The 24,121-nt window shown below is 76.2% G+C and carries 23 protein-coding genes and 1 riboswitch; of the genes, 14 read left to right on the top strand and 9 right to left on the bottom strand.

Translation table 11 applies throughout. From position 1 onward, the window contains the following. Positions 1–109 precede the first annotated feature (109 nt). Entirely contained in the window at positions 110–625 is a 516-nt protein-coding gene (locus tag KPL60_RS15600; RefSeq protein ID WP_226366275.1) for a DUF5709 domain-containing protein, read from the top strand. Positions 626–707: 82 nt separating this feature from the next. On the opposite strand, the gene KPL60_RS15595 is transcribed toward KPL60_RS15600, so the two are convergent. After that, on the bottom strand, positions 708–1,133 hold the full coding sequence (locus KPL60_RS15595; RefSeq protein WP_226357858.1) for an SsgA family sporulation/cell division regulator: 426 nt from the start codon (positions 1,131–1,133) through the stop codon (positions 708–710). A 244-nt stretch (positions 1,134–1,377) separates the two neighbouring features. Further along, a complete protein-coding gene (locus KPL60_RS15590) occupies positions 1,378–2,034 on the bottom strand; it encodes a hypothetical protein (RefSeq protein ID WP_226366274.1) in 657 nt (218 codons plus the stop codon). 217 nt (positions 2,035–2,251) lie between these two features. On the opposite strand from KPL60_RS15590, the gene KPL60_RS15585 reads away from it, so the two are divergent. Further along, positions 2,252–3,949 (top strand): AMP-binding protein, encoded by a 1,698-nt coding sequence (locus tag KPL60_RS15585; protein WP_226366273.1) that lies wholly within the window; start codon positions 2,252–2,254, stop codon positions 3,947–3,949. A gap of 16 nt (positions 3,950–3,965) precedes the next feature. On the opposite strand, the gene KPL60_RS15580 is transcribed toward KPL60_RS15585, so the two are convergent. Then, positions 3,966–4,598, bottom strand: a complete 633-nt coding sequence (locus tag KPL60_RS15580; RefSeq protein WP_226366272.1) for a flavin reductase family protein — start codon at positions 4,596–4,598, stop codon at positions 3,966–3,968. A gap of 59 nt (positions 4,599–4,657) precedes the next feature. Between KPL60_RS15580 and KPL60_RS15575 the strand changes: the two genes are divergently transcribed. Further along, positions 4,658–5,635: a cobalamin biosynthesis protein gene (locus KPL60_RS15575; protein ID WP_226366271.1), complete on the top strand. Its 978-nt coding sequence runs from the start codon at positions 4,658–4,660 to the stop codon at positions 5,633–5,635. Between the two features lie 552 nt (positions 5,636–6,187). Here KPL60_RS15575 and KPL60_RS15570 read toward each other — a convergent pair. Next, on the bottom strand, positions 6,188–7,069 hold the full coding sequence (locus KPL60_RS15570) for an SURF1 family protein (protein ID WP_226366270.1): 882 nt from the start codon (positions 7,067–7,069) through the stop codon (positions 6,188–6,190). A gap of 58 nt (positions 7,070–7,127) precedes the next feature. Between KPL60_RS15570 and KPL60_RS15565 the strand changes: the two genes are divergently transcribed. The 9 genes from KPL60_RS15565 to KPL60_RS15525 all read left to right on the top strand — a co-directional run bounded on the left by KPL60_RS15565 (position 7,128) and on the right by KPL60_RS15525 (position 17,378). Next, the gene (locus KPL60_RS15565; protein ID WP_226366601.1) at positions 7,128–8,657 is read left to right on the top strand and encodes a cobyric acid synthase; all 1,530 of its coding nucleotides are present in this window, start codon (positions 7,128–7,130) and stop codon (positions 8,655–8,657) included. Then, complete coding sequence (locus tag KPL60_RS15560) at positions 8,654–10,885, top strand: putative cobaltochelatase (protein ID WP_226366269.1); 2,232 nt, start codon at positions 8,654–8,656, stop codon at positions 10,883–10,885. Before KPL60_RS15565 ends, KPL60_RS15560 begins: the two co-directional genes overlap by 4 nt. A 12-nt stretch (positions 10,886–10,897) precedes the next feature. After that, on the top strand, positions 10,898–11,512 hold the full coding sequence (gene cobO / locus KPL60_RS15555) for a cob(I)yrinic acid a,c-diamide adenosyltransferase (RefSeq protein WP_226357851.1): 615 nt from the start codon (positions 10,898–10,900) through the stop codon (positions 11,510–11,512). Continuing rightward, positions 11,506–12,870, top strand: a complete 1,365-nt coding sequence (locus tag KPL60_RS15550; RefSeq protein ID WP_226366268.1) for a cobyrinate a,c-diamide synthase — start codon at positions 11,506–11,508, stop codon at positions 12,868–12,870. Before cobO ends, KPL60_RS15550 begins: the two co-directional genes overlap by 7 nt. Then, positions 12,867–13,424, top strand: a complete 558-nt coding sequence (locus KPL60_RS15545; protein ID WP_226366267.1) for a cobalamin biosynthesis protein — start codon at positions 12,867–12,869, stop codon at positions 13,422–13,424. Before KPL60_RS15550 ends, KPL60_RS15545 begins: the two co-directional genes overlap by 4 nt. Beyond that, complete coding sequence (gene cobA, locus KPL60_RS15540) at positions 13,421–14,641, top strand: uroporphyrinogen-III C-methyltransferase (protein ID WP_226366266.1); 1,221 nt, start codon at positions 13,421–13,423, stop codon at positions 14,639–14,641. The genes KPL60_RS15545 and cobA overlap by 4 nt, the downstream gene beginning before the upstream one ends. A gap of 52 nt (positions 14,642–14,693) precedes the next feature. After that, positions 14,694–15,200: a MarR family winged helix-turn-helix transcriptional regulator gene (locus KPL60_RS15535; protein WP_178372855.1), complete on the top strand. Its 507-nt coding sequence runs from the start codon at positions 14,694–14,696 to the stop codon at positions 15,198–15,200. Further along, complete coding sequence (locus KPL60_RS15530; protein ID WP_226366265.1) at positions 15,197–16,786, top strand: chloride channel protein; 1,590 nt, start codon at positions 15,197–15,199, stop codon at positions 16,784–16,786. The genes KPL60_RS15535 and KPL60_RS15530 overlap by 4 nt, the downstream gene beginning before the upstream one ends. Further along, positions 16,783–16,972, top strand: a riboswitch (cobalamin riboswitch). It overlaps the preceding gene by 4 nt. A gap of 34 nt (positions 16,973–17,006) precedes the next feature. Further along, complete coding sequence (locus tag KPL60_RS15525; RefSeq protein WP_226357846.1) at positions 17,007–17,378, top strand: hypothetical protein; 372 nt, start codon at positions 17,007–17,009, stop codon at positions 17,376–17,378. A gap of 19 nt (positions 17,379–17,397) precedes the next feature. Here KPL60_RS15525 and KPL60_RS15520 read toward each other — a convergent pair whose 3' ends face one another. From KPL60_RS15520 to KPL60_RS15510, 3 genes are all read right to left on the bottom strand, one after another. Then, positions 17,398–18,819: a DNA polymerase IV gene (locus KPL60_RS15520; RefSeq protein WP_374228712.1), complete on the bottom strand. Its 1,422-nt coding sequence runs from the start codon at positions 18,817–18,819 to the stop codon at positions 17,398–17,400. A 46-nt stretch (positions 18,820–18,865) separates the two neighbouring features. Beyond that, positions 18,866–19,573, bottom strand: a complete 708-nt coding sequence (locus KPL60_RS15515) for a 4'-phosphopantetheinyl transferase superfamily protein (protein WP_226366263.1) — start codon at positions 19,571–19,573, stop codon at positions 18,866–18,868. A gap of 123 nt (positions 19,574–19,696) precedes the next feature. Continuing rightward, positions 19,697–19,906, bottom strand: a complete 210-nt coding sequence (locus KPL60_RS15510) for a hypothetical protein (protein WP_226357843.1) — start codon at positions 19,904–19,906, stop codon at positions 19,697–19,699. 254 nt (positions 19,907–20,160) lie between these two features. Here KPL60_RS15510 and KPL60_RS15505 point away from each other — a divergent pair, with 254 nt between their 5' ends. Both KPL60_RS15505 and KPL60_RS15500 read left to right on the top strand, forming a co-directional pair. Further along, the gene (locus tag KPL60_RS15505) at positions 20,161–21,291 is read left to right on the top strand and encodes an FAD-binding oxidoreductase (RefSeq protein WP_226366262.1); all 1,131 of its coding nucleotides are present in this window, start codon (positions 20,161–20,163) and stop codon (positions 21,289–21,291) included. A 35-nt stretch (positions 21,292–21,326) separates the two neighbouring features. Further along, a complete protein-coding gene (locus KPL60_RS15500; RefSeq protein WP_226366261.1) occupies positions 21,327–22,535 on the top strand; it encodes a cytochrome P450 in 1,209 nt (402 codons plus the stop codon). A 52-nt stretch (positions 22,536–22,587) separates the two neighbouring features. Here KPL60_RS15500 and KPL60_RS15495 read toward each other — a convergent pair whose 3' ends face one another. After that, the gene (locus KPL60_RS15495) at positions 22,588–23,214 is read right to left on the bottom strand and encodes a 3-oxoacid CoA-transferase subunit B (protein ID WP_226357840.1); all 627 of its coding nucleotides are present in this window, start codon (positions 23,212–23,214) and stop codon (positions 22,588–22,590) included. 1 nt (position 23,215) lies between these two features. Beyond that, positions 23,216–23,959 (bottom strand): CoA transferase subunit A, encoded by a 744-nt coding sequence (locus KPL60_RS15490; RefSeq protein WP_226357839.1) that lies wholly within the window; start codon positions 23,957–23,959, stop codon positions 23,216–23,218. Positions 23,960–24,121: the final 162 nt, after the last annotated feature.

Here is a 24,121-nt window from a genome sequence, read left to right as displayed (position 1 = left end):
GCGACCGTAGCGTCCGGGCGCCGGCGCATGGCGCGGCGCGACGCGGGGTACGCACGGTCGATACCGAACACCGCCCGACACACGGCCACACCGAGGAGACCCGCAACCGATGGCATCCGCTTCAGGTGACGAGAACGAGTTCCAGCCGGAGGCGCCGGACATGGCGTCGGCGATGCAGCTGGACACCGACGAGGCGCTGACCGGTCCGTCGGACACCGACCCGCTGGACTCCGGCTACGTCCCGCCGGACCGCCCCTACGGCGTCGAGGACAACGCGGTGACCGCGGCGGGCCAGGAGGCGGGCGAGTCGCACGACGCGCGGCTGGCCCGGGAGCTGCCCGACGAGCTGCCCGAGGGCGACCCGAGCCGCTCCGGGCGGCTGACCGCCGCCACCGACTCCGCCGCGGGCGACCCGGCCGTCGACGGCGCCGGGACCGACGTGGGCATCGACGGCGGCGCGGCCAGCGCCGAGGAGGCCGCCGTGCACGACGTCGACGAGGGCATCGTGCCGGTGGTCGACGAGTCCCCGGTCGGGGACCCGGAGGTCAGCGACCAGCTCGCCCGCGACGCCGACCACGCCGACGAGGCGGCGGCCGACGCCGAGTGGGCCGAGCAGAACGGCTGAGCGCCGGGACACCCGGCGGACACGAGGGCCCCGGTACCGCGTCGTGCGGTCCGGGGCCCTCGTCGTCGGTGGGAGCCGGTGCTCAGGGGGTGGTGGGACCCGCCGCGCTACCGGTCAGCCGGGCGATGGCACCGTCGATGTCGAGGTGGTCGTGCTCCTCGCCGAGGTCGACGATCTCCAGCGTCGAGTCGACGAACTGGGCGAGCAGGTCGCGGTCGACCTCCAGGACGGCGGACCCGCCGTCGGAGCGGATCTCCAGCTCGACGACGTCGTAACCGTCGATGCGCCGCGGCGCCATCCGGATGTCACCGATGCCGGTGGGCGTGGTCAGGCCCTCGATCACGAGGTCGCGGGCGACGAGCCACTCGATCCAGCGGTCGGAGGACCGGCGCACCGAGAACGAGATCGCGAACGGGTCCGAGGCGCGGTACGCCCAGCGGCTCACGATCGGCGACGCCTGCCCGTGCAACACGGTGAAGACGTCCTGCTGGACCGACTCGCTGGCCATCGTGCTCCGCCTCTCCTGGACCCCCCGACCGCCGCGGTACCGCGACGGCCTCACACGGAACATCGTCGGAACGGGCCCGGACGCTGCACCCGGCGCCGGGTTTCACCCGTTCGCGCCAACTGTCATTCACCTCACGGTACCCAAGGCGCGCAAAGGGTGTAACGCGAGCCCGGCTCCGGCGAGAGATGCCGTCCGGTATGGGAACCGGTGACGCTGGGTGCCGGTGCGGGCCGACCGTCCGTGGTCAGCCGCGGTCGACGTGGTCGACCACCCAGATCCCGCCGGTGCCGGAGCGGACCGGCTGGGTGAGCCGGATCGTCGAGCGCTGCGCCGACCGGCCGTCGGTGGCGGCGTACACGCCGTTGCCGAGGCGGGTGACGGTCGGGTTCCGGTAGCCGAGCTCGCTGCCGACGTAGGAGATCGTGACCTCCTCCGGGTCGAGCAGCCACGGGTCGCCGCCGGTGTCGGACTGCTGCTGCATCCGCCGCGCGGTCGCCGCGTCGCCCGCGGGCCACATCGGCGAGGCCGCCGCGGCCGCCCCCGGGGCGCCGGTGCGGCCCGGCCCGGTGGCGCCGCCGTCGGTGCCGCCGCGCCCGGGCGCGGGCGCGGCCGTCGTGCGGGACGGGTCGGCGGTGCGGCTCGGGGTGGGGGTCGTCGTCGGCGTGGGCGTCGGGGTCGGCGTCGGGGTGGCGGTCGGCGACGTCGTCGGGACCGGCGACGGGGTGCGCCACGCCGCGGGCAGCTCGCCGTTGCCGCAGCCGGCCAGCAGCAGCACGAGGATCAGCAGCGCCAGCCCCACGAGCACGCCGCGCAGCAGCAGCCGCGGCCCGTACCGGCCCACCCGCAGGCGGGACACCGACACGTCGGGGGTCGGCACCTTCGGCAGGTTCGGCACGGTCACGCGGGCACCTTACGATCACCGGCCCGCCCGGGCGGGGCGACCTCGCCGCCACCATCGCGTGATCGGCGCCGCACGGTCGGTACCCGGCCGGCGGCGGTCGTCGCGCACTGCCGGGTCGCCGGTGGAGTGACTAGGGTCGCGGTACGGCCGCACGGGCGGCCCCGCACGACGGGCCCGGGGCACGGGCCCCCCGCACGAGCCCACCGAGGTGCACCCCATGGCGACCGGCAGCCCGGCGACGGAGAAGTTCCTCGCCGCCCGCGACTTCCTGCTGACCCACCGCGAGGACTACGACACGGCCTACCGCGACTTCCGCTGGCCGGAGCTCGAGGAGTTCAACTTCGCGCTCGACCACTTCGACGTCGTCGCCGCCGACCCCGAGCGGGGCGCGCGGAAGGCGCTGTGGATCGTCGAACAGGACGGCTCGCAGGCGCACTGGACGTGGGCGGAGCTGTCCGAGCGGTCCAACCGGGTCGCGAACTGGCTGCGTGCGCAGGGCGTCGCCCGGGGCGACCGGATCATCCTGATGCTCGGCAACCAGCTGGAGCTGTGGGAGACGCTGCTGGCGGCGATGAAGCTGGGCGCCGTCGTCATCCCCGCGACCACCCTGCTCACCCCGGCCGACCTGCAGGACCGGGTGGACCGCGGGCGGGCGGCGCACGTCGTCGTCGGGGCGGACGACGCCGGCAAGTTCGACGACGTCGACGGCGACTACACCCGCATCGCCGTCCGCGGCGCCGTGGCGGGCTGGCGCGACTACACCGGCGAGGCCTACTCGGCCGCCGCCGAGTTCACCCCGGACGGCGCCACGAAGGCGTCGGACACGCTGCTGCTGTACTTCACCTCCGGCACCACGGCGAAGCCGAAGCTGGTGGAGCACACCCACACGTCCTACCCTGTCGGGCACCTGTCGACGATGTACTGGATCGGCCTCGAGCCCGGCGACGTGCACCTCAACATCTCCTCGCCCGGCTGGGCCAAGCACGCCTGGTCGAACGTGTTCGCGCCGTGGATCGCCGAGGCGACGGTGCTCGTCATGAACTACGCCCGGTTCGACGCCGAGTCCGTCCTGTCGGTCCTGGACTCCTGCGGCGTGACCAGCTTCTGCGCCCCGCCGACGGTGTGGCGCATGCTGATCCAGGCCGACCTGTCCGGGCTGGCGACGCCGCCGTCCAAGGTCGTCGGGGCGGGGGAGCCGCTCAACCCCGAGGTCATCGAGCAGGTCGAGAAGGCGTGGGGCCTGCGCATCCGCGACGGGTTCGGCCAGACCGAGTCCTCGGTGCAGATCGGCAACCCGCCCGGACCGCCGGTCAAGCCGGGCTCGATGGGCAGGCCGATCCCCGGGTTCGTCGTCGCGCTGGTCGACCCGGCCACCGGGAAGGTCGCCGACGAGGGCGAGATCTGCCTGGACCTCGACCACCGCCCGACCGGGCTGATGGTGGGCTACGCCGACGACCCGGAGCGCAACGCCGAGGCCATGGCCGGCGGGTACTACCACACCGGCGACGTCGGCTCCCGCGACGAGTCGGGCTACATCACCTACGTCGGCCGGGCCGACGACGTGTTCAAGGCCAGCGACTACCGGATCAGCCCGTTCGAGCTGGAGAGCGTGCTGATCGAACACCCGGCGGTCGCCGAGGCCGCGGTCGTGCCGTCCCCGGACCCGGTCCGCCTCGCCGTGCCGAAGGCCTACGTGGTGCTCGCCAAGGGGCACGAGCCGACCGAGGAGACGGCGAAGGCGATCCTGCAGTTCGCCTACGACAACCTCGCGCCCTACAAGCGGATCCGCAGGCTCGAGTTCTTCGAGCTGCCGAAGACGATCTCCGGCAAGATCCGCCGGGTCGAGCTGCGCGGCCGGGAGGGCGAGATCCACGCCGACCCGGCCGCGACGCCGCCCACCGAGTACACCCTCTGACCCGGCGGGGGCCGGGTCACTCGTCGCCGAAGTGACCCGGCCACTGCTGGTAGGGGATGCGGGTGATCTCGAGGATCTCGCCCATCCGCGACCACTCGTTGCGGCCCAGTCGGGCCAGCGGGGCGAGCCGGTGGATGTCGGGCAGGGAGTTGCCGCGCTCGTCGGTGACGAACACGCTCTCCTCGATCGCGGCGTGCACGACCCGGCCGATCACCACCGTGCTGTCGCCGAGCTCGATCGCGGCGTGCAGCCGGCACTCCAGCGCGACCGGTGACTCCGCGACCCGCGGCGGGGCGACGACCGACGACGCCTCGGCCGTCAGCCCGACCGAGGAGAACTCGCTGATCTCGGCGGGGAAGTCGGTGCCGGTCGCGTTGATCTTCTCGAACATCGGCTCGTTCGCCAGGCAGACGACGAACTCGCGGGTCTGCGACACGTTGCGCAGCGAGTCCTTCTTCCCGACCGACGTGAACTGGATCATGGGCGGGTCCACGCAGGACACCGTGAAGAACGAGTGCGGGGCGAGGTTGTCGACGCCGTCGGCCGAGCGGGTGGAGACCCAGGCGATCGGCCGGGGGACGACGACGCTGGTCAGGAGCTTGTAGAACGGGCCGCTGCCCATCTCGTCCGGCTTGAGGTCCGTGCGCATGCCCATGATCCTGCCCGGCCTGCCCGCAGCCTGCGCGCGCGCCGCTCTAGGTTCGGCGCATGGGAACACGTGGCCGCGCGGCCGGGCTGGCCGCCGGGATCGTCGCCGACGCACTGCTCGGCGACCCGCGCCGGGGTCACCCGGTCGCCGGCTTCGGCACGCTCGCCGCCCGGCTGGAGGGCCGGATGCACCGCGACGCCGTCGCACCCGGGGTGGCCTACACCGCGATCCTGGTCGGGTCGGCGGTCGCGGCGGGGGCGCTCGCCGAGGCGGTCGCGACCCGTGCGGGTGCGACGCGTGCGGGCGCCCGGGCCGAGCCCGTCGTGCGGGCCGGGCTGACCGCCGTCGCCACCTGGGCGGTGCTCGGCGGGACCTCGCTGGTGGGGGAGGGCGCCGCGCTGGCCGCGTCGCTCGACGCCGGTGACCTGGCCGCCGCCCGCGCCCGGATCCCGCACCTGTGCGCGCGCGACCCGGAGCTGCTCGACGCCGACGGCATGGCCCGCGCCGGGACCGAGTCGCTGGCCGAGAACACCTCCGACGCCGTCGTCGGGCCGCTGGTGTGGGGCGCGGTCGCCGGGATCCCGGGGCTGCTGGGCTACCGCGCGGTGAACACCCTCGACGCGATGGTCGGCTACCGCTCGGCCCGGCACGCCCGCTTCGGGTGGGCCTCGGCCCGTCTCGACGACGTGGTCAACCTGGCCCCGGCCCGGGTCACCGCGGTGGTCACCGTGGCCGTCGCGCCGCTGGTGGGCGGCTCGCCGGCGACCGCGCTGCGGGCCTGGCGCCGCGACGCCGCCGGGCACCCCAGTCCGAACGCCGGGCCGGTCGAGGCGAGCGCCGCCGGCGCGCTCGGGCTGCGTCTGGGCGGGCCGACGGTCTACGCCTACGGCACCGAGGACCGCCCGTCGCTCGGCGACGGGCACCCGCCCCGGGTGGCCGACCTGCACCGCGTCGCGCGGCTGTCCCGGCTGGTGGCCGGGGCGGCCGGGCTGCTCGCCGTCGCGACGGCGGCGGTGCTGGGGCGGCGGCGCGGCTGAGCCGGTCGCCGCGGCCCGCCGGCCCCGGGTTCGCCGGCAGCGCTGTCCTGCCCACCCCGGCCCACCCCGGCCCGCCTCGGCGAGCACCCTGCGCGCCTGCGCGGCCCGCGGGTGGTCCGGCGCCCCGCGGTGCCGTGGCGCCCGGAATCCGTTCACCGCATGAACTGTCTCCGGCGACAGCGGGTCTGTTCGGGTAGCTCCGGCGGCCCGCCGCCCGGGTCCCGGTGAGTCCGGCCGATCTCCACGCCTACCCGGTCGGTGAGGGTGGATCGTGGAATTCGCTTACCAGGTAAGCGAGTTCGGAGAGAGCTGTCCCGGAGGGTGGCGGCTCGGCGCACTGCCGACGTGCCACCATGCCGGACGGGTGAATCCGCTTACCGGGTGAGCGAACTCGGCCGGGGCGAAGGGGCGGAGAGGACCTGCACCCGCGGTGAGCGGCTCCGGCGCGCGGTACTCCGGCGCGATGAGCCGAGCGCCCGGCGCCGCGCACTCACGTGGCACCTCGGGACCGTGCAGGGCGGCGGCCCGCGACGGGTGCGGCGCGGCGTGGGGTCAGCCCGAGCCCGGACCGGACCCGGCGGCGGCGTCGCGGGTGGTGCCGGGGGCGCTGTCGTCGGCACGGTCGGCGGGGACGGGCTCGTCGCCGAAGCCGTCGCGGCCGGAGAGCTGGTCCCGCAAGCTGCCCGCCTTCTCGCGCTTCCCGTTGCGCTGCAACAGCTCCAGCCGGATGAACAGGACCAGGGCGACCAGGGCGACAGCGCCGAAGGTCAGCCACTGCAGGGCGTAGGAGAAGTTGCTGAACGGCGCTCCGCCCCCGACCGGCTCGACCGGGATCGGGTCCAGCACGCCGGGCTGGCCGGCCTCCAGCACGACGACGCCCTCGACCGGGGTCAGGCCGGTGGCGGCGGCGACCGAGCGGGAGTCGGACACGTAGACCTGGCGGGTGCCGTTCTCGATCAGCGGCGGGCGGCCCTGCGGGTCGGTCTCGTCCAGGCGCAGCCTGCCCTCGATCGTCACCGGGCCGGCGGGCGCGGCGGCGTAGTCGGGCACGGCGCCCCGGTCCGCGGCCGGGACCGACCCCCGGTTCACCACGACGGTCCGGCCGTCGGTGAGCCGCAGCGGCGTCAGCACCTCGAAGGCGGGCGCGCCGTCGACGACCCGCAGGCGGACCAGGGTCTCCGCGGCACGGTCGAAGGTGCCGGCCAGGGTGACCCGACGCCACTGGTCGTCGGCGCCGATCGCCGTACCCGGCGGGACGAGCGTGTCGAACCCGACGGCGGGGGTCGCGTCGGCGGTGGCGATGGCCCGGCTCTGCGCCGAGCGCTCGGACTCACGGTCGAACTGCCACGGCGCGAGCAGCGTGTAGCAGGCGACGGCGAAGGCCAGCACCGCAACGACGAACGCGATCCACCCGGGACGCAGCAGGAAACGCACGCCGCCCAGGGTAGCCGCGCCCGCGGACGGTCCCGCCGGGGCGATACTTCCCGCCGTGGTGGTTCAGGGAGCGGTCCTCGTCGCGGGGACGACGTCGGACGCGGGCAAGAGCGCCGTCGTCGCCGGTATCTGCCGGTGGCTGCACCGGCGCGGCGTCTCGGTGGCGCCGTTCAAGGCGCAGAACATGAGCAACAACTCGGTCGTCACCCCGGACGGCGGCGAGATCGGCCGCGCGCAGGCGATGCAGGCCTTCGCCAGCGGCATCGCCCCCTCGGTCGACCTGAACCCGGTGCTGCTCAAGCCCGGCGGGGACCGGACCTCGCAGGTCGTGGTGCGCGGCCGCGCCGACGGCCAGGTGTCGGCGCTGTCCTACCGGCACCGCACCGCGGCGCTGTCCGACGTCGTCGCCGACTCCCTGGCCCGGCTGCGCGCCCGCCACGACGTCGTGGTCTGCGAAGGAGCGGGCTCGCCCGCGGAGATCAACCTGCGGGCCACCGACCTCGCCAACATGGGCTTCGCCCGGCGCAACGACCTGCCGGTGCTGGTCGTCGGCGACATCGACCGCGGCGGGGTGCTCGCGCACCTGTTCGGCACCCTCGCCGTGCTCGACCCGGCGGACCAGGCGCTGATCGCCGGCTTCGTGATCAACAAGTTCCGCGGGGACCCCCGCCTGCTCGAACCCGGCCTCGACCGGCTGCGCGAGCTCACCGGGCGGCCGACGCTGGGCGTACTGCCCTTCGCCGAGGGACTCTGGCTCGACGCCGAGGACTCGCTCTCGGCCGTCGCCGACGGGGTGCTCGGGCACCCGGCCCCGCCACGCGGCGGGCAGTGGCTGCGGGTCGCCGTCGTCCGGTTCCCGCGGATCTCCAACGCCACCGATGCCGAGGCGCTGGCCTGCGAACCGGGCGTCGCCGTGCGGTACGTGACCGAGCCGTCGCGGATCGCCGACACCGACGTCGTCGTGCTGCCCGGGACCAAGGCGACCGTGTCGGACCTGGCCTGGCTGCGGGCGTCCGGGATGGCCGACGCGGTGCGCGCGCACGCCGCGGCCGGGCGCCCGGTGCTGGGGATCTGCGGCGGCTACCAGATGCTCGGGCACACCGTCTGCGACCCGGACGGCGCCGAGGCCGCTCCCGGCACGACCGTCGCCGGGCTGGGTCTGCTGGACCTGGAGATCGCGTTCGACCCGGTCAAGCACCTCGCCACCCCCACCGCGACGGCGTGGGGCGAGACCGTCACCGGCTACGAGATCCACCACGGCCGCGTCGTGCGCTCCGGCGACCCCGGCCTGATCGGGGACGAGGGCAGCGACCGCGGCCACGTCCTGGGCACGCACTGGCACGGCCTCGCCGAGAACGACGGCTTCCGGCGGCTGCTGCTCACCCGCCTCGCCGAAGAGGCAGGACGGACCGGGTTCGTGGTGGCACAGGACACGTCGTTCGCGGCCGAGCGCACCCGGCAGGTGGATCTGCTGGCCGACCTGGTCGAACACCACCTCGACACGTCGTCACTTGAACATGTGATCGGACACGGTGCGCCGCCGGACCTCCCGGTGCTGACCTCCGGTCTGGCAGCCTCACCCGCGTGAGCACGAGCACCGCCCCCGCCGCCGGACCTCCCCGTTTCCCGTTCTCCGCCGTCGTCGGCCACGACGACCTGCGGCTGGCGCTGCTGCTCAACGCCGTGCACCCGGGTGTCGGCGGTGTCCTGGTGCGCGGGGAGAAGGGCACCGCGAAGTCCACGGCGGTGCGCGCGCTGGCCGCGCTGCTGCCCTCGCACGAGGTCGTCGACGCCTGCCGGTTCGCCTGCGACCCCGCCGCGCCGGACCCGTCCTGCCCGGACGGCCCGCACCCGGCGGGCGCGGCGGGCGGGCGTCGCCCGGCCCGGCTGGTCGAGCTGCCCGTCGGCGCGACCGAGGACCGCCTGGTCGGCTCGCTCGACCTGGAGAAGGCGCTGTCCGAGGGCCGCCGTGCCTACCAGCCCGGCCTGCTCGCCGACGCCCACCGCGGGGTGCTCTACGTCGACGAGGTCAACCTCCTGCACGACCACCTCGTCGACCTGCTGCTCGACGCCGCCGCGATGGGCCGCGCGCACGTCGAGCGCGACGGCGTCTCCGTCTCGCACGCGGCCCGCTTCCTGCTGGTCGGCACGATGAACCCGGAGGAGGGCGAGCTGCGCCCGCAGCTGCTCGACCGGTTCGGGCTGACCGTGGAGGTGCGGGCCAGCCGCGACGTCGACACCCGGGTCGAGGTGACCCGGCGGCGGATGGCGTTCGAGGACGACCCGGCCGGGTTCGTCGCCCGCTTCGCCCCGGACGAGACCGCGACCGCAGCCCGGCTCCGCGCCGCACAGGCCCACGTCTCCTCCGTCGCGGTGAGCGACCGGGAGCTGCGGCGGATCGCGTTCGTGTGCGCCCGGTTCGACGTCGACGGCATGCGCGCCGACCTGGTCATCACCCGGGCCGCGGCCGCGCACGCCGCCTGGGAGGGCCGCGACGCGGTGACCGCCGACGACGTGCGCGTCGCCGCCCGGCTCGCGCTGCCGCACCGCCGTCGTCGCGACCCGTTCGACGAGCCCGGCCTGGACCCGGCCGAGCTGGACCGCGCGCTCGCCGACGCCGAGGACCACCTGGGCCCCGAGGACGACCCGGACCCCGACGACGACCCGGACCCCGGCGGCCCCGGCCCCGACGACCCGGCCGAGCCGCAGGACGGCCCGGACGGCCCCGACGCCGGCGAGGAGCCCGAGGGCGCCGACGGGACCGGGGACACGCCCCCCGCGGGCGGCGACCCGCGCGGCGACGGCGGGACCGGCGCCGGTGAGCGCGCCGAGGCGCCCGGCTCGGACGGTGCCGACGGCACCGACGGCGGGGACGACGGCACCGACCCGGCGGCGCCGGGCGACGACCGGGCCCCGGAGACCGCCGAGGCCCCGACCGGCGGCGACGGCGGGGACGGCCGGGCCGTCGTCGTCGGGGACGCCGCGCGGCTGCACCGGGCGACGGTCCGCAAGTTCACCGTCCCCGGGCTGGGCGCGGGCGCACCGGGCCGCCGCTCGCGGGCCCGCACCGACGCCGGTCGCATCGTCCGGCCGTCCGGGGCCGGGACCACCCGTGCCGCGGACCTGCACCTGCCCGCGACCGTGCTCGCCGCCGCGCCGCACCAGGCCGGGCGCGGTCGCCGCGGGCCGGGCCTGCTGGTCCACCGCGACGACCTGCGCCGCGCCGAGCGGGAGGGCCGCGAGGGGAACCTGGTGCTGTTCGTCGTCGACGCGTCCGGCTCGATGGCCGCGCGCAAGCGGATGACCGCCGTCTCGGGGGCCGTGCTGGGTCTGCTCCGCGACGCCTACCAGCGGCGGGACAAGGTCGGGCTGGTCACCTTCCGGGCCCGGGAGGCGGAGCTGGCGCTGCCGCCGACGTCGTCGGTGCCGACCGCCCAGCAGCGCCTGTCCCGGCTGCGCACCGGCGGGCGGACCCCGCTGGCCGGTGGCCTGCTCAAGGCCCGCGCCGTGCTCGACGCCGAGCGCCGCCGCGACCCGCGCCGCCGCCCGCTGGTCGTGCTGCTCACCGACGGGCGGGCCACCGTCGCCGCCCGCGACGGCGGGGACCCCGTCGCCGACTCCCGCCGCGCCGCCGGGCTGCTCGCCGCGGACGGGGTGCACACCGTCGTCGTCGACTGCGAGGCGGGCCACGTCCGCCTCGGGCTCGCCGCGCCGCTCGCCGCCGCCGCGGGCGGCGAGCTGGTGACCCTCGACGAGCTGACCGCCGACAGCGTGGGCGACCTGGTCCGGGAGACCCGGTCCGCCCGCGCCGCCTGAGAGGAGACCACCGTGCCGCAGGGACAGGTGTCCGTCACGCCCACCGACGGGCTCACCACCCGCCAGCGTCGCAACCGGCCGCTGCTGGTGGTGCACACCGGGGTGATGAAGGGGAAGTCGACCGCCGCGTTCGGGATGGCGCTGCGCGGCTGGAACCAGGGCTGGTCGATCGGGGTGTTCCAGTTCGTCAAGTCCGCGAAGTGGAAGGTCGGCGAGGAGGAGGCGTTCCGCGCCCTGGGCGAGGTCCACGAGCGGACCGGCCAGGGCGGGCCCGTCGAGTGGCACAAGATGGGCTCGGGCTGGTCCTGGTCGCGCAAGGCCGGCACCGAGACCGACCACGCCGCCGACGCCGCCGAGGGCTGGGCCGAGATCCGCCGCCGGATCGAGACCGAGGCGCACCGCGTCTACGTGCTCGACGAGTTCACCTACCCGCTGAAGTGGGGCTGGATCGACGTCGACGAGGTCGTCGACGTGCTGGTCAACCGGCCCGGGCAGCAGCACGTGATCATCACCGGCCGGGACGCCCCGCCGGCCCTGGTCGAGGCCGCCGACCTGGTCATGGAGACCACGAAGGTCAAGCACCCGATGGACGCCGGACAGAAGGGCCAGCGGGGGATCGAGTGGTGACCACGGCCCGCGCGCTGGTCGTCGCGGCGCCGTCGTCGGGGAGCGGGAAGACCACGGTCGCGACCGGGCTGATGGCCGCGCTGTCGCGGCGCGGCACCCGGGTCGCGCCGTTCAAGATCGGGCCGGACTACATCGACCCCGGCTACCACACCCTCGCCGCGGGCCGCCCGGGCCGGAACCTCGACGTCGTCCTGCAGGGCGCCGACCGGCTCGCGCCGCTGGCCCGGCACGGCGCCCGGGACGCCGACGTCGCCGTCGTCGAGGGGGTGATGGGGCTGTTCGACGGCCGCATCGCCGACGGCGCCGGGTCCACCGCGCAGGTCGCGGCGGCCCTGGGGGCGCCGGTGGTGCTGGTCGTCGACGTGCGGGGGCAGTCCCGGTCGCTGGCCGCACTGCTGCACGGTTTCCGCTCGTTCGACGACTCCGTGCAGGTCGCGGGCTTGATCCTGAACCGGGTCGGGTCCGACCGGCACGCGCAGGTCTGCCGGGCCGCGGCCGAGGAGGTCGGGCTCCCGGTGCTGGGCGCGGTCCCGCGCCGGGCCGAGCTGGCGGTGCCCTCGCGGCACCTGGGCCTGGTCACCGCCGCCGAGCACGGCGCCGCCGCGACCGCCGCGGTGGACGCGATGGCCGCGCTCGTCGCCGAGCACGTGGACCTCGACGCCGTCCTCGCCCTCGCCCGCCCGCTGCCCGACGGCCCCGTCTGGGACCCGGCGGCCGAGCTCGGGGCGGACCCGGTCCCGGGACGTCCGGTGGTCGCGCTCGCGGGGGGCCCGGCCTTCGGGTTCGGCTACGCCGAGCACGCCGAGCTGCTCACCGCGGCCGGTGCCGACGTCGTGACCTTCGACCCGCTGCGCGACCCGGCGCTCCCGGCGGGCACGGCCGCGCTCGTGCTGCCCGGCGGCTTCCCCGAGGAGCACGTCGGCGCGCTCGGGGACAACGCGCCGCTGCGGGCGCAGGTCGCCGCGCTGGCCGCGTCCGGGGCGCCGGTGCACGCCGAGTGCGGGGGGCTGCTGTACCTGTGCCGCGACCTCGACGGGACGCCGATGTGCGGGGTCCTCGACGCGTCGGCGGGGATGACCCCGCGGCTCACCCTCGGCTACCGCGACGCGGTCGCGGTGTCGGCGTCGCCGCTGTTCGCGGCGGGCGAGCGGGCCGGGGCGCACGAGTTCCACCGGTGCGCGGTCACCCCACGGGCCGGGGCCGCCCCCGCCTGGGCGTGGCGCGGCGGCGAGCCGGAGGGCTACGTCGACGCCCGGGTGCACGCGTCGTTCCTGCACACCCATCCGGCCGGTGTGCCCGGCGCCGTCGCCCGGTTCGTCGCGGCGGCCCGCCTCGGCGTCCCGGCCACGCTCGCATGATCACCGGTTGTGGAGCGGAGCGTCCGCGTGCCGAGCGCTCCGCTCCACAACCGGTGATCACCGTCGGGGTGGGGCTGCGGCCGGGCACCTCCGAGGCCGCGGTGCGCGCGCTGCTGGACCGGGTCGCCGCCGCGCACGGGCTGGAGCTCGGCGACGCCGTCGTCGCCACCCTGGACCGGCGGGTGTCGGAACCGGGGCTGCGGGCGGCCGTCGCACCGCGGGAGCCGCACGGGTTCGCGGCCGCCGCGCTGGCCACGGTCGCGGTGCCGCGGCCGGATGCCCGGGTCGCTGCGGCCGTCGGGACCTCATCGGTCGCAGAGGCCGCCGCACTGCTCGCCGCCGGCGACGGTGCCCACCTGATCGTCGGTAAGACCGCTGGTCAGGGCGTCACGGTCGCCGTGGCCGCCCGATCGGCGGATGTGGGATTGCCCTCCGGGGTCTCCTCCGAAACATGCGGGTCCGGCTATCGTCCGGCGTCGCCGTCGAGCGGGGGCCCCGCGCAGGGAACCGCTGCCACCGCCGGGCGTCGGAGTCCGGGAGAGGAACGTCGTTGAACGCGCACCACGAGCAGTACCTGGTCGGGCTGGACCTGGCCGGCCGCCGGGCCGTCGTCGTCGGTGGGGGACAGGTCGCCCAGCGGCGTGTCGCCCGCCTGATCGCCGCGGGAGCGGTCGTCGAGGTCGTCTCGCCCGAGGTCACCCCGGCGGTCGAGGGCATGGCCTCGGCCGGGGAGATCAGCTGGACGGCCCGCCGCTGGACCGACGGCGACCTCGCCGGCGCCTGGTACGCGATCGCGGCCACCGACGAGGCCGCGACCAACGCCGCCGTCGTCGCCGAGGCCGAGCGGGACCGCGTGTTCTGCGTCCGCGCCGACGACGGCGACAAGGGCACCGCGGTCACCCCCGCCACCGGCGGCTACGACGGGCTCACCGTCGGCGTGCTGGCCCGGGGCGCGCACCGGCGGTCCGCGGCCGTGCGCACCGCGCTGGTCGAGGCACTGGCCGCCGGCGTCGTCGACGAGTCGGCCGCGCCCCCGCAGGCCGGTGTCGCGCTGGTCGGTGGCGGCCCCGGCGACCCGGAGCTGATCACGGTGCGCGGACGGCGGCTGCTGTCCCGCGCCGAGGTCGTCGTCGCCGACCGGCTCGGCCCGCGCGACATCCTCGACGAGCTGTCCGCCGAGGTCGAGGTCATCGACGCCTCGAAGATCCCCTACGGCCGCGCCATGGCCCAGGAGCGGATCAACGAGCTGCTCATCTCCCACGCCAGGGCCGGGAAGTTCGTGGTCCGCCTCAAGGGCGGTGACCCGTTCGTCTACGGCCGGGGGTTCGAAGAGGTCCAGGCGTGCGCCGCGGCGGGGGTGCCGGTGACCGTCGTCCCGGGCATCACCAGCGCCTTCGCCGCACCGGCCGTCGCCGGGACGCCGGTGAGCCACCGCGGGGTCGCGCACGAGATCGTCGTCGTGTCCGGGCACGTCGCGCCGGGTGACCCGCGCAGCCTCACCGACTGGACCGCGCTGGGCCGGATGACCGGCACGATCGTGCTGATGATGGCCGTGGAGCGGCTCGGGAAGTTCGCCGAGGCGCTGATCTCCAACGGCCGCCCGGCCGACACCCCGGTGCTGATCGTGCAGGACGGCACCACCCGCATCGAGCGGTCGGTCCGCGCGACGCTGGAGACCGCCGAGCAGGTGGCGACCGAGCAGGAGATCAGCCCGCCGGCGATCGTCGTGATCGGGCCCGTCGCGGGGCTGCAGGCGCCCGTCGGGGGGTGACCCCGACGACTCGTTGCACACTGCAAGTTTGCAATGTGCAACGATCGGTGGCGTGACGGACGAGATCGATGACGTCGTCGACGCGGTGATGACCGCGAGCCGGGCGATGCTCTCCGTGGTGGCCGGATCCCTGGCCGCCGCGGGGGAGCAGGCCGGCGGGACGGCGGGCGAGGTGACCCTGCCGCAGTACCGCGCGCTGGTCGTGCTGGCCCAGCACGGCACCCGGCGCCCGGCCGACCTGGCCACGGCGCTGACCGTGTCGGCGTCGACGGCGACCCGGATGTGCGACCGGCTGGTGAGCCGCGGCCTCGTCGCGCGCACCCGCACCGGCGACGACCGCCGCGAGGTCGCCGTCGCGCTCAGCCCGGCCGGGCGGGCGCTGGTCGACGAGGTCACCCGGCTGCGTCGGGCCGAGATGCACCGGCTGCTCGCGACGCTGCCCGCCGCCGAGCGCACCGCGGTCCGCGACGCGCTGCGCCGCTTCGCCGAGGCCGCGGGCGAGGTCGGCGAGACCGACTGGGCCGTCGCGCCCGTGCCCGCCGAGGACGGTGCCCGGTGACCGCGGTCCGCGCGCTGCACCGCGCGCTCGTCGGCACCCGGCCGGGGCTCGTCGGCCTGGCGACGGTCATCGGGATCGGCGCCGGCATCGGGTCGGTGCTGTTCCACGAGCTGATCCTCGGCGTGACCTGGCTGGTCACCGGCCGGGAGGACTTCTCCGACGCCGGCCGGGTCGCCTCGCCGCACCTGCCCGGGCTGGGGGTCTGGTTCCTGCTCGTCGCCCCGGTGCTCGGCGGCCTGGTGTACGGCCCGCTGGTCCAGCGGTTCGCGCCGGAGGCCCGCGGGCACGGGGTGCCGGAGGTGATGCTCGCCGTCGCGCGCCGGGGCGGGCGGATCCCGGCCACCGTCGCCGCGGTGAAGGCGCTCGCGTCGGGGATCTGCATCGGCACCGGCGGCTCCGTCGGCCGGGAGGGCCCGATCGTGCAGATCGGCTCCGCGCTCGGCTCGGCCATCGGGCAGTGGCTGCGGGTGCCCGCCACCCGGCTGGTCCTGATGGTCGCCTGCGGCGCCGCGGGCGGCATCTCCGCGACGTTCGACGCCCCGATCTCCGGGGTGGTGTTCGGCCTGGAGCTGATCCTGCGGTCGTTCAGCGCCGAGGCCTTCGGCGTGCTGGTGATCAGCTCGGTGGTCGCGAACGTCGTCGCCGAGGTGATCGCCGGGGACCGCGCGATCCTGACCCTGCCGCACTTCGACCTGGGCAGCCCCGCCCAGCTGCCGCTCTACGCGCTGCTGGGGCTGCTCGCGGGGCTGCTGGGCTGGGCCTTCGCCCGCATCCTCTACGCCGTCGAGGACGCCTGCGACGCCGTCTGGCGCGGCCCGGAGTGGCTGCGCCCGGCCGTCGGCGGGCTGCTGCTCGGCGCGCTGCTGCTGGCGCTGCCCCAGATGTACGGCGTGGGCTACCCGGTGCTGGAGGCCGCGATCGGCGGCCGGTACGTCGTCGGGTTCCTGCTCCTGCTCGTCGTCGGGAAGATCCTCGCCTCCAGCCTCACCATCGGCATAGGCGGGTCCGGCGGCGTCTTCGCGCCGTCGCTGTTCGTCGGCGGCACCGCCGGGACCGCCTTCGGCTACGCCGCCGCGGCCCTGTTCCCGGCGCTCGACCTGCACCCCGGCGCGTTCGGCCTGGTCGGCATGGCGGCGGTGTTCGCGGGGGCCGCGCACGCCCCGATCACCGCGGTGCTCATCGTGTTCGAGCTCACCGGCGACTACGCCCTGATCCTGCCGCTGATGGCCGCCGTCGTCCTGGCCACCGGCCTGTCCAACCTGGTGTCGCGGGACAACATCTACACGCTCAAGCTGCTGCGACGCGGGATCGACCTCGCCGCCGACACCCCGACCGACGAGGCGCTGCGCCGGGTCGTCGTCGCCCAGGTGATGCGCCCCGCCGACGGCACGACGCCCGACCCGGAGCTGCCCGCCCTGGACCCGGACGGCTCCGTGCACGACGTCCTCGGGGTGCTCGCCGCACACCGGGGCGCCGCGCTGCCCGTGCGGGAGGGGCCGGACGGGCCGCTGCTCGGGACGCTGGCCGAGCACGACCTGCTCGACCATCTGCGGGGAGTGGCCGGGCGGGGGACTGTTGACCGCTAACCCGGTCGCGTGATGGGCTCCCGGCCGACGACGGAACAGGAAGCCGGTGCGAGTCCGGCGCGGTCCCGCCACTGTCACCGGGGAGTGCCCTCCCCGCACCGGCGCCACCGCCCGCGAGGGGGGGAAGGCCGGGGAGGGCGTGCCGATCCGGGAGCCAGGACACTGCCCGTCGTCGCGGATTCCCACTGGTGAGGGCGCGGACCCTCGAGGAGGACATGCGATGAGCCACGACCTGGTGGTGCTCGGTACCGACCCGTCCGGCGACGACGCGCCCCGCCCGGGTGCGCACGACCTGCTGGCCGAGGCCGAGACGGTCTTCGCCTTCCCGCAGGCCGAGTCGACCGCCCTGTTCTACGCCGAGGCGTGGCGGGTCGAGCCGGTCACACCGCGCGACGCCGTCGCCCGGATCGGGGCCTGGGCCGCCGCCGGGCCCGCCGGAGCCGCGGTGCTGCTGGTCGGGGGCGACCCCGCGGGCGACGCCGCGCTCGGCGCCGTCCTCGACGGGCTGGCCCGCACCGCCCCCGCGCTGCGCGCCCGGGTCGCCGAGGGCAGCCGCGTCGCACCGCCGCACCGCAGCCCGCTGATCGGCTGAGCCCGCACGGGGCCCGGGCTCAGGCCCGCCAGCTGCCCAGCGGGTCGGCCCGGGTGAGGTCCGGGTCGGCGGCGTCGAGCGTGCGGGTGCGTCCGGGGCCGGTGAGCGCGGTCTCGAACCGCACGGTGACCCGCCCGTGCCCGGCGCCCTGGACCCAGCCGTGGCCGTGCTCGGGGTGGGCGACGTCGTCGCCGGCGCGCCAGGGCCGGTCCGGGTCGGGTTCGCGGTCGGGCCGGTCCGGGCGGAGCGGGCCGGGCACGTCGCCGGGCTCCACGGTCGCGCCGGTCCCGGTGGCTGCGTCGCTCTCCGGGGGTGCGTCGAGCACGGTCACCCCCGCCGCGGCGGCCGGGCCGGCGGGCGCGGGCGGGGAGTCGGAGGCCGGGGCCGTCGTCCACCCGCTCTCCGAGGGCACCGCGTCGAACAGCGCCAGTGGCGGCTCGTCGCCGAAGCCGGACACCGACACCCCCAGCAGCCGCACCCCGCCCTCGCCGACGGCGCCCTCGGCCAGCCGCCGGGCCACCGCGACCAGGGTCGCCAGGTCCCGGGTCCCGAAGGGGGTGGTCTCGGAGCGGGTGTGGGTGGTGAAGTCCCCGGTCCGCGCCTTCACCGTGACGGTGCGGGCGGTCCGGCCGTCGGCGACCAGGCGCCGGTGCACGGCGACGCAGATCGACTCCACCGCGGTGTGCACCGCGCTCATCGCGGTCAGGTCGGCGTCGAAGGTCGTCTCCGCGCTGATCTGCTTGGCCGCGCCGCGCGGGGCGACCGGACGGTCGTCGATGCCGCGGGCCAGTCGGTGCAGCTCGGACCCGACGGCGCCGCCCAGCACTCCGGCGACCTCGCGGGCGTCCATCGCGGCGAGCTGTCCGATCGTCTCGATCCCGATCTTCCGCAGCGCCTCGCCGGAGACCGGCCCGATGCCCCACAGCGACCGCACCGGCAGCGGGTCGAGCACGGCGGCCTGCTCGGCGTGGGCGATCACCCGCAGCCCGTCCGGCTTGGCCAGCTCGGAGGCGATCTTCGCGACCTGCTTGCCCGACCCGGCACCCACCGAGGCGGGCAGCCCGGTGCGCTCGCGCACCGCGCCGCGCAGCCGGGTGCCCCACTCCCGCACCCGGTCCGGGGAGGCCCCCACGAGGTCGGGCGGCTCCACGAACGCCTCGTCGACCGACACCGGCTCGAGCACCGGGGAGAACTCGCCGAGGACGGCCATGACCTCCTCGGACAGCGCCTTGTACAGCGAGAACCGGGGCGGCAGGACGGTCGCGTGCGGGCAGCGCCGCCGCGCCTGGCCCATCGGCATCGCCGAGCGGGCCCCGAACACCCGCGCCTGGTAGCTCGCCCCCGCGACGACGCCGCGCGGCCCTGCGCCGCCGACCAGGACCGGCCGGTCGGCCAGCGTGGGCCGGGTCAGCTGCTCGACGGAGGCGAAGAACGCGTCCATGTCCAGATGCAGCACCCAGCGGTCGGCCGCCGCGGTCACCTCACCATCACCCGTGCATCGTGCCCCGGCGCACCGACAGGACCGCGTCGCCGTCGGCGACGGCGACGGCCGGGGCCACCGGTCCCGCCCCGGCGACGGCGCCCGGGTGGTCGTCGAGACCGGTGGCGACGTCGGCGACCCACCAGCTCCCGCCGGTGCCGGTCCAGCCCAGCACCCGGGCCGGGGCGTGCGGCGGGGACAGCGTGATCGCGTCCATCGGGCTCGACAGGCCCTCGCCGGTGGCCTTGAGCAGCGCCTCCTTGCGGGTCCAGGTGACCAGGAACCCGGTGCCGTCGGGCGTGCCCGCGGCGAGCTCGGCGGGGGAGAGGGCGTGCCGGACCAGGCCGTCGAGGCCGGACAGCGGGCGGTGCGCCTCGACGTCGACGCCGACCGGGCCGGTCCCGACCGCGACGCCGACCAGCGCGCCGGAGTGGGTCAGCGAGAAGCCGGGGTCGTCGCCGCGCCCGGCCAGGCGCGGCTTGCCGTGCGGCTCCCCGCAGCGACAGGTCCGGTCCAGGACGAGCGCGGCGGGGTCGGCGTCGAGCCGCTCGGCGAGCACGAGCCGGGCCAGGGCGTGCGCGGCGAGGTAGCGGGCGCGGTCCTCGGGCCTGCGCAGTGCGCGGAGCCGCTCGCGTTCATGGGCGTCCAGCAGCGCGACGAGGTCGGCGCGGTCGCCGGGATCGGCCGGGGCGGCCCACCAGACGGTGACGGTCACGGCGTCCAGCCTTCCACGTCGCCCCCGCACCGGGCCGCACTGCCGGGAGTGATCACGGATCGGGCACGCGGAGGGTCGCCTGCCGACGTCCCCGGTGCCCGATCCGTGATCGTGCCCGTGCCCTCAGCCGCTGCGGCGGGCGGCGAAGTCCGTGCGGACGTGGGCCGGGCGGGCCTGCGGGGCCGGCCCCGCCGTGCGCGGTACCGCCGGGCCGCCCGGGGCGCCGGACCGGCCGCGCTTCGCCGCGCGCCGCTCGGCGCGGTTGGCGGGCGTGGGCGCCCCGGCGGGACCGGTGTCGGCGGTGGGGACAGGGGTGTGGCGGGTCGTGGGCATACGACCTCCTCGGAGCATCGGGTCGGACTCGGACCGGGTGCGGAGGGCCGGTGACGCGCGGGGACGCCGGAAGGGCCGCACGAGGGCGGCGACGGTTCCGGGCCCGGTGGACGTCACGGGCCGGCGGCGGGGGCGCGGAGGTCGACTCCGCGGGCCGCTCAGAGGAACCGGATCAGCATGGCGGCGACGCTACGACGACCGCCCGGGCCGGGGCCACCGGTTTTCCCCGGTGCCGCCGACCTATCGTCGCGGGCATGGAGACGGCGGACGTGCTGGTGGTCGGCGGCGGCATCGCCGGGGTGTCGGTCGCGTGGGAGCTGGCCGCGCACGCCCGCGTCGTGCTGACCGAGGCCGAGCAGGACCTGCCGGTCCACTCCACCGCCCGCTCGGCCGCCACCTACATCCCCGGTCACGGCTCCGGCCCGTTCCGCGCGCTGATCGACGCCTCCGGGCCGCGGTTCGCCGCGCTGCCCGAGCAGCTCGGGACGCCGCCGCTGCTGTCCCCGCGCCCGGTCCTGCACCTCGCCGACGACGAGCAGGCCGCCGACCGTCTCGCCACGACGCTGCGCGAGCAGCACGGCGAGTCCGGCGCCCCGGTCGCCCTGGACCCCGCGCAGGCGTGGCGACGCGCGCCGGTGCTGCGCCGTGCCCCGCGTGCGGCCGCGTGGACCGCCGGTGCCTGCGACGTCGACACCGCGGCCCTGCACGACGGCTATCGGCGCGGGCTGCGCGCCCGCGGCGGCACCGTGCTGCGCGGCGCCCGGGTGGCCGCGCTGGACCGGGACGGCTCCGGCTGGAGCGCGACGACGACCGCCGGGCACCGGGTGCGGGCGGGAGTGGTCGTCGATGCGGCCGGGGCCTGGGCCGACGCGGTGGCGGCGCTGGCCGGTGTGCCCGGCGCCGGGTTGACCCCGTACCGGCGCACGATCGCCGCCTGCCCGGTCGGTGACCCGTCGGTGCTCACCGTCGACGGTGCCGTCCTGCCGATGATCGCCGACGCCGCGGAGCGCTGGTACCTCAAGGCCGAGGCGGACATCGTGCTGGTCTCCCCGGCCGACGAGACCCCGGCCGAGCCGGGCGACGCGCGGCCCGAGGAGCTCGACGTCGCCCTCGCCCTGGACCGGGTGGGCTCGGTGACCACGCTCGGGCTGCGGTCGGTCCGGACCGCGTGGGCGGGGCTGCGGACCTTCGCCCCCGACCGTGCCCCGGTGCTGGGCGCGCGCCCGGAGCACCCGGGCTTCTTCTTCATCGCGGGGCAGGGCGGGTCGGGCATCGAGTCCGCCCCGGCGCTGGCGGCGCTGGCCGCGTCGGTCGTCCTGGGCCACCCGGCCCCGGCCGACGTCGGGCTCGACCCCGCTGTGTGCTCGGTCACACGACTGACGTAAGCGGTCGCTTACCCATGGCTGGCACCATGGTCCCCATGGCGCTGACCACCACCGGCACCGAGACGCACGACCTGTTCTCGGGCGACTTCTGGACCGACCCGCACCCCGCCTACGCGGCCCTGCGCACCGAGGAGCCGGTGCGGGAGCTCGCACTGCCGGACGGGAAGGCGTGGCTGATCAGCCGCTACGCCGATGTCCGCGCGGCGTTCGTCGACCCGCGGCTGAGCAAGGACTGGCGGTACACGCTCCCCGCCGACCAGCGCGAGGGCCAGCCGGCCGCGCCGATCCCGATGATGATCCTGATGGACCCGCCGGACCACACCCGGCTGCGCAAGCTCGTCGGCCGCTCGTTCACCGTGCGGCGGATGAACGACCTGCAGCCCCGGGTCGAGGAGATCACCCAGGAGCTGCTCGACGCGCTGCCCGCCGAGGGCCCCGTCGACCTCATGCGCCAGTACGCGTTCCTCGTCCCGGTGCTGGTCATCTGCGAGCTGCTGGGCGTCCCGGCCGAGGACCGCGACAGGTTCTCCGCGTGGTCGTCGGTGATGGTCGACGACTCTCCGCAGGAGGAGAAGTTCGCCGCGATGGGCAGCCTGAACGGCTACCTCGCCGAGCTGATCGAGCACAAGCGCACCGAGCCCGACGACGCCCTGCTGTCCGGCCTGCTCGCCGTCAGCGACGCCGACGGCGACCGCCTGTCGTCCGAGGAGCTCGTCGCGATGGCGACGCTGCTGCTCATCGCCGGGCACGAGACCACGGTCAACCTGATCGGCAACGGCGTGCTCGCCCTGCTGACCCACCCCGAGCAGCGCGCCCGGCTGCAGGTCGACCCGTCGCTGATCACCTCGGCGGTGGAGGAGTTCCTGCGCTTCGAGTCCCCGGTCTCGAACGCCCCGATGCGGTTCGCCAGCGAGGACGTCGAGTACTCCGGGGTGACCATCCCGGCCGGGTCGACCGTCATGCTCGGGCTCGCCGCGGCGAACCGGGACCCGGAGTGGCTGGAGGACCCGGAGCGGCTCGACATCACCCGGGACTCGTCGTCCGGGGTGTTCTTCGGTCACGGCATCCACTTCTGCCTGGGCGCGCAGCTCGCGCGCACCGAGGGCCGGGTGGCGATCGGCAAGCTCATCGCCCAGCGGCCGGACCTGGCGCTGGCCGTCGAGCCGTCCGAGCTCGAGTACCGCGAGTCGACGCTGGTCCGGGGCCTGTCCCGGCTGCCGGTCACGCCGGGCGAGCCCGCCTGAGGGCAGCGCCGCCGCCGGGCGCGACCGAGGGGGGTGCGCCCGGCGGGCGGTGTCAGCGCAGCGGTGCGCCGGTCTTCTCCCGCACCTCGTCGGCGCTGACGCCGGGCGCGGTCTCGACCAGCTCGAGCCCGTCCGGCGTCACGTCGATCACGGCCAGGTCGGTGACGATCTTTGTGACGCAGCCCAGGCCGGTGATCGGCAGCGAGCACCGCTCGACGATCTTGGGAGACCCGTCCTTGGAGACGTGGTCCATCATCACGATCACCGAGCGCGCGCCGTGGACGAGGTCCATCGCCCCGCCCATCCCCTTGATCATCTTGCCGGGGATCGCCCAGTTCGCGAGGTCGCCGTTCGCGGCGACCTCCATCCCGCCCAGGACGGCGACGTCGAGCTTCCCGGCCCGGATCTGGCCGAAGCTCTCCGCCGAGCCGAAGAAGGCGGCGCCGTCGGCGACGGTGACGGTCTCCTTGCCGGCGTTGATGAGGTCGGCGTCGACCTCGTCGTCGGTGGGGTAGGGGCCGACGCCGAGGATCCCGTTCTCCGAGTGCAGGACGACCGTCCGGCCCTCGGGGATGTGCCCGGGCACCAGGGTCGGCATGCCGATGCCGAGGTTGACGTAGGAGCCGTCGGGCAGCTCGGCCGCGACCCGGGCGGCCATCTCGTCACGGTTGAGGGCCATGTCAACGCACCGTCCTGAACTCGACCGGCTTCTCGGCGCCGGGGACGTGCAGCACGCGGTGCACGTGGATGCCGGGGGTGTGCACCGCGTCGGGGTCGATCTCCCCGGGCTCGACCAGGTGCTCGACCTGGGCGATCGTGGTCCGCCCGGCCGCGGCGCAGTCCGGGTTGAAGTTGCGCGCCGCGCGCCGGAACACCAGGTTGCCGTGCCGGTCGCCCTTCCAGGCGTGGACCAGCGCGAAGTCCGGGGTGAGGGCGCGCTCGAGGACGTAGGTCACGCCGTCGAACTCGCGGGTCTCCTTCGCCGGGGACTCGACGGCGACCGAGCCGTCGGAGGCGTAGCGCCAGGGCAGCCCGCCCTCGGCGACCAGCGTCCCGACCCCGGCCGGGGTGTAGAACGCCGGGATGCCCGCGCCGCCGGCCCGCAGCCGCTCGGCGAGCGTGCCCTGCGGGGTCAGCTCCAGCTCCAGCTCGCCGGCCAGGTACTGGCGGGCGAACTCCTTGTTGTTGCCGACGTAGGAGCCGATCGTGCGCCGGATCCGCCCGGCGGCGAGCAGGGTGCCGAGGCCGAAGCCGTCGACGCCCAGGTTGTTCGAGATCGTCTCCAGGTCCGTCGCGCCCTGCTCCAGCAGCGCCGCGATCAGCACCGTCGGAACCCCGGACATGCCGAACCCGCCGACCGCGAGCGACGCCCCGTCGCCGATGTCGGCGACCGCGTCCGCGGCGGATGCCACCACCTTGTCCATCACGCACCTCCGTCGCCGACGACGGTACGCGGCGTACGACAGACGCACAAGCGTTCGCTATGCGAACCCATGCGGAGCGGCGTCCGCGCCGAGATGCAGCTCAGCGGGGCCGGGGGTGCCCCGCATCCCCGCTGAGCTGCATCTCGGCGACCGCCCCGCGGC

The sequence above is a fragment of the Pseudonocardia sp. ICBG162 genome (genome assembly GCF_020496225.1).
GTDB lineage: Bacteria > Actinomycetota > Actinomycetes > Mycobacteriales > Pseudonocardiaceae > Pseudonocardia > Pseudonocardia alni.
Note: the sequence above shows the minus strand (reverse complement) of the source record. Positions and strands in the feature narration are given on the sequence as shown.

Bases quoted from the DNA above. Each gene is read 5' to 3' on its own strand.
- KPL60_RS15500 (WP_226366261.1), top strand. From the start codon at position 21,327: ATGGCGCTGACCACCACCGGCACCGAGACGCACGACCTGTTCTCGGGC.
- KPL60_RS15525 (WP_226357846.1), top strand. From the start codon at position 17,007: ATGAGCCACGACCTGGTGGTGCTCGGTACCGACCCGTCCGGCGACGAC.
- KPL60_RS15505 (WP_226366262.1), top strand. From the start codon at position 20,161: ATGGAGACGGCGGACGTGCTGGTGGTCGGCGGCGGCATCGCCGGGGTG.
- KPL60_RS15490 (WP_226357839.1), bottom strand. From the start codon at position 23,959: ATGGACAAGGTGGTGGCATCCGCCGCGGACGCGGTCGCCGACATCGGC.
- KPL60_RS15600 (WP_226366275.1), top strand. From the start codon at position 110: ATGGCATCCGCTTCAGGTGACGAGAACGAGTTCCAGCCGGAGGCGCCG.
- KPL60_RS15510 (WP_226357843.1), bottom strand. From the start codon at position 19,906: ATGCCCACGACCCGCCACACCCCTGTCCCCACCGCCGACACCGGTCCC.
- KPL60_RS15545 (WP_226366267.1), top strand. From the start codon at position 12,867: ATGATCACCGGTTGTGGAGCGGAGCGTCCGCGTGCCGAGCGCTCCGCT.
- KPL60_RS15580 (WP_226366272.1), bottom strand. From the start codon at position 4,598: ATGCGCACGGACCTCAAGCCGGACGAGATGGGCAGCGGCCCGTTCTAC.
- KPL60_RS15585 (WP_226366273.1), top strand. From the start codon at position 2,252: ATGGCGACCGGCAGCCCGGCGACGGAGAAGTTCCTCGCCGCCCGCGAC.
- KPL60_RS15520 (WP_374228712.1), bottom strand. From the start codon at position 18,819: ATGGACGCGTTCTTCGCCTCCGTCGAGCAGCTGACCCGGCCCACGCTG.
- KPL60_RS15575 (WP_226366271.1), top strand. From the start codon at position 4,658: ATGGGAACACGTGGCCGCGCGGCCGGGCTGGCCGCCGGGATCGTCGCC.
- KPL60_RS15595 (WP_226357858.1), bottom strand. From the start codon at position 1,133: ATGGCCAGCGAGTCGGTCCAGCAGGACGTCTTCACCGTGTTGCACGGG.
- KPL60_RS15495 (WP_226357840.1), bottom strand. From the start codon at position 23,214: ATGGCCCTCAACCGTGACGAGATGGCCGCCCGGGTCGCGGCCGAGCTG.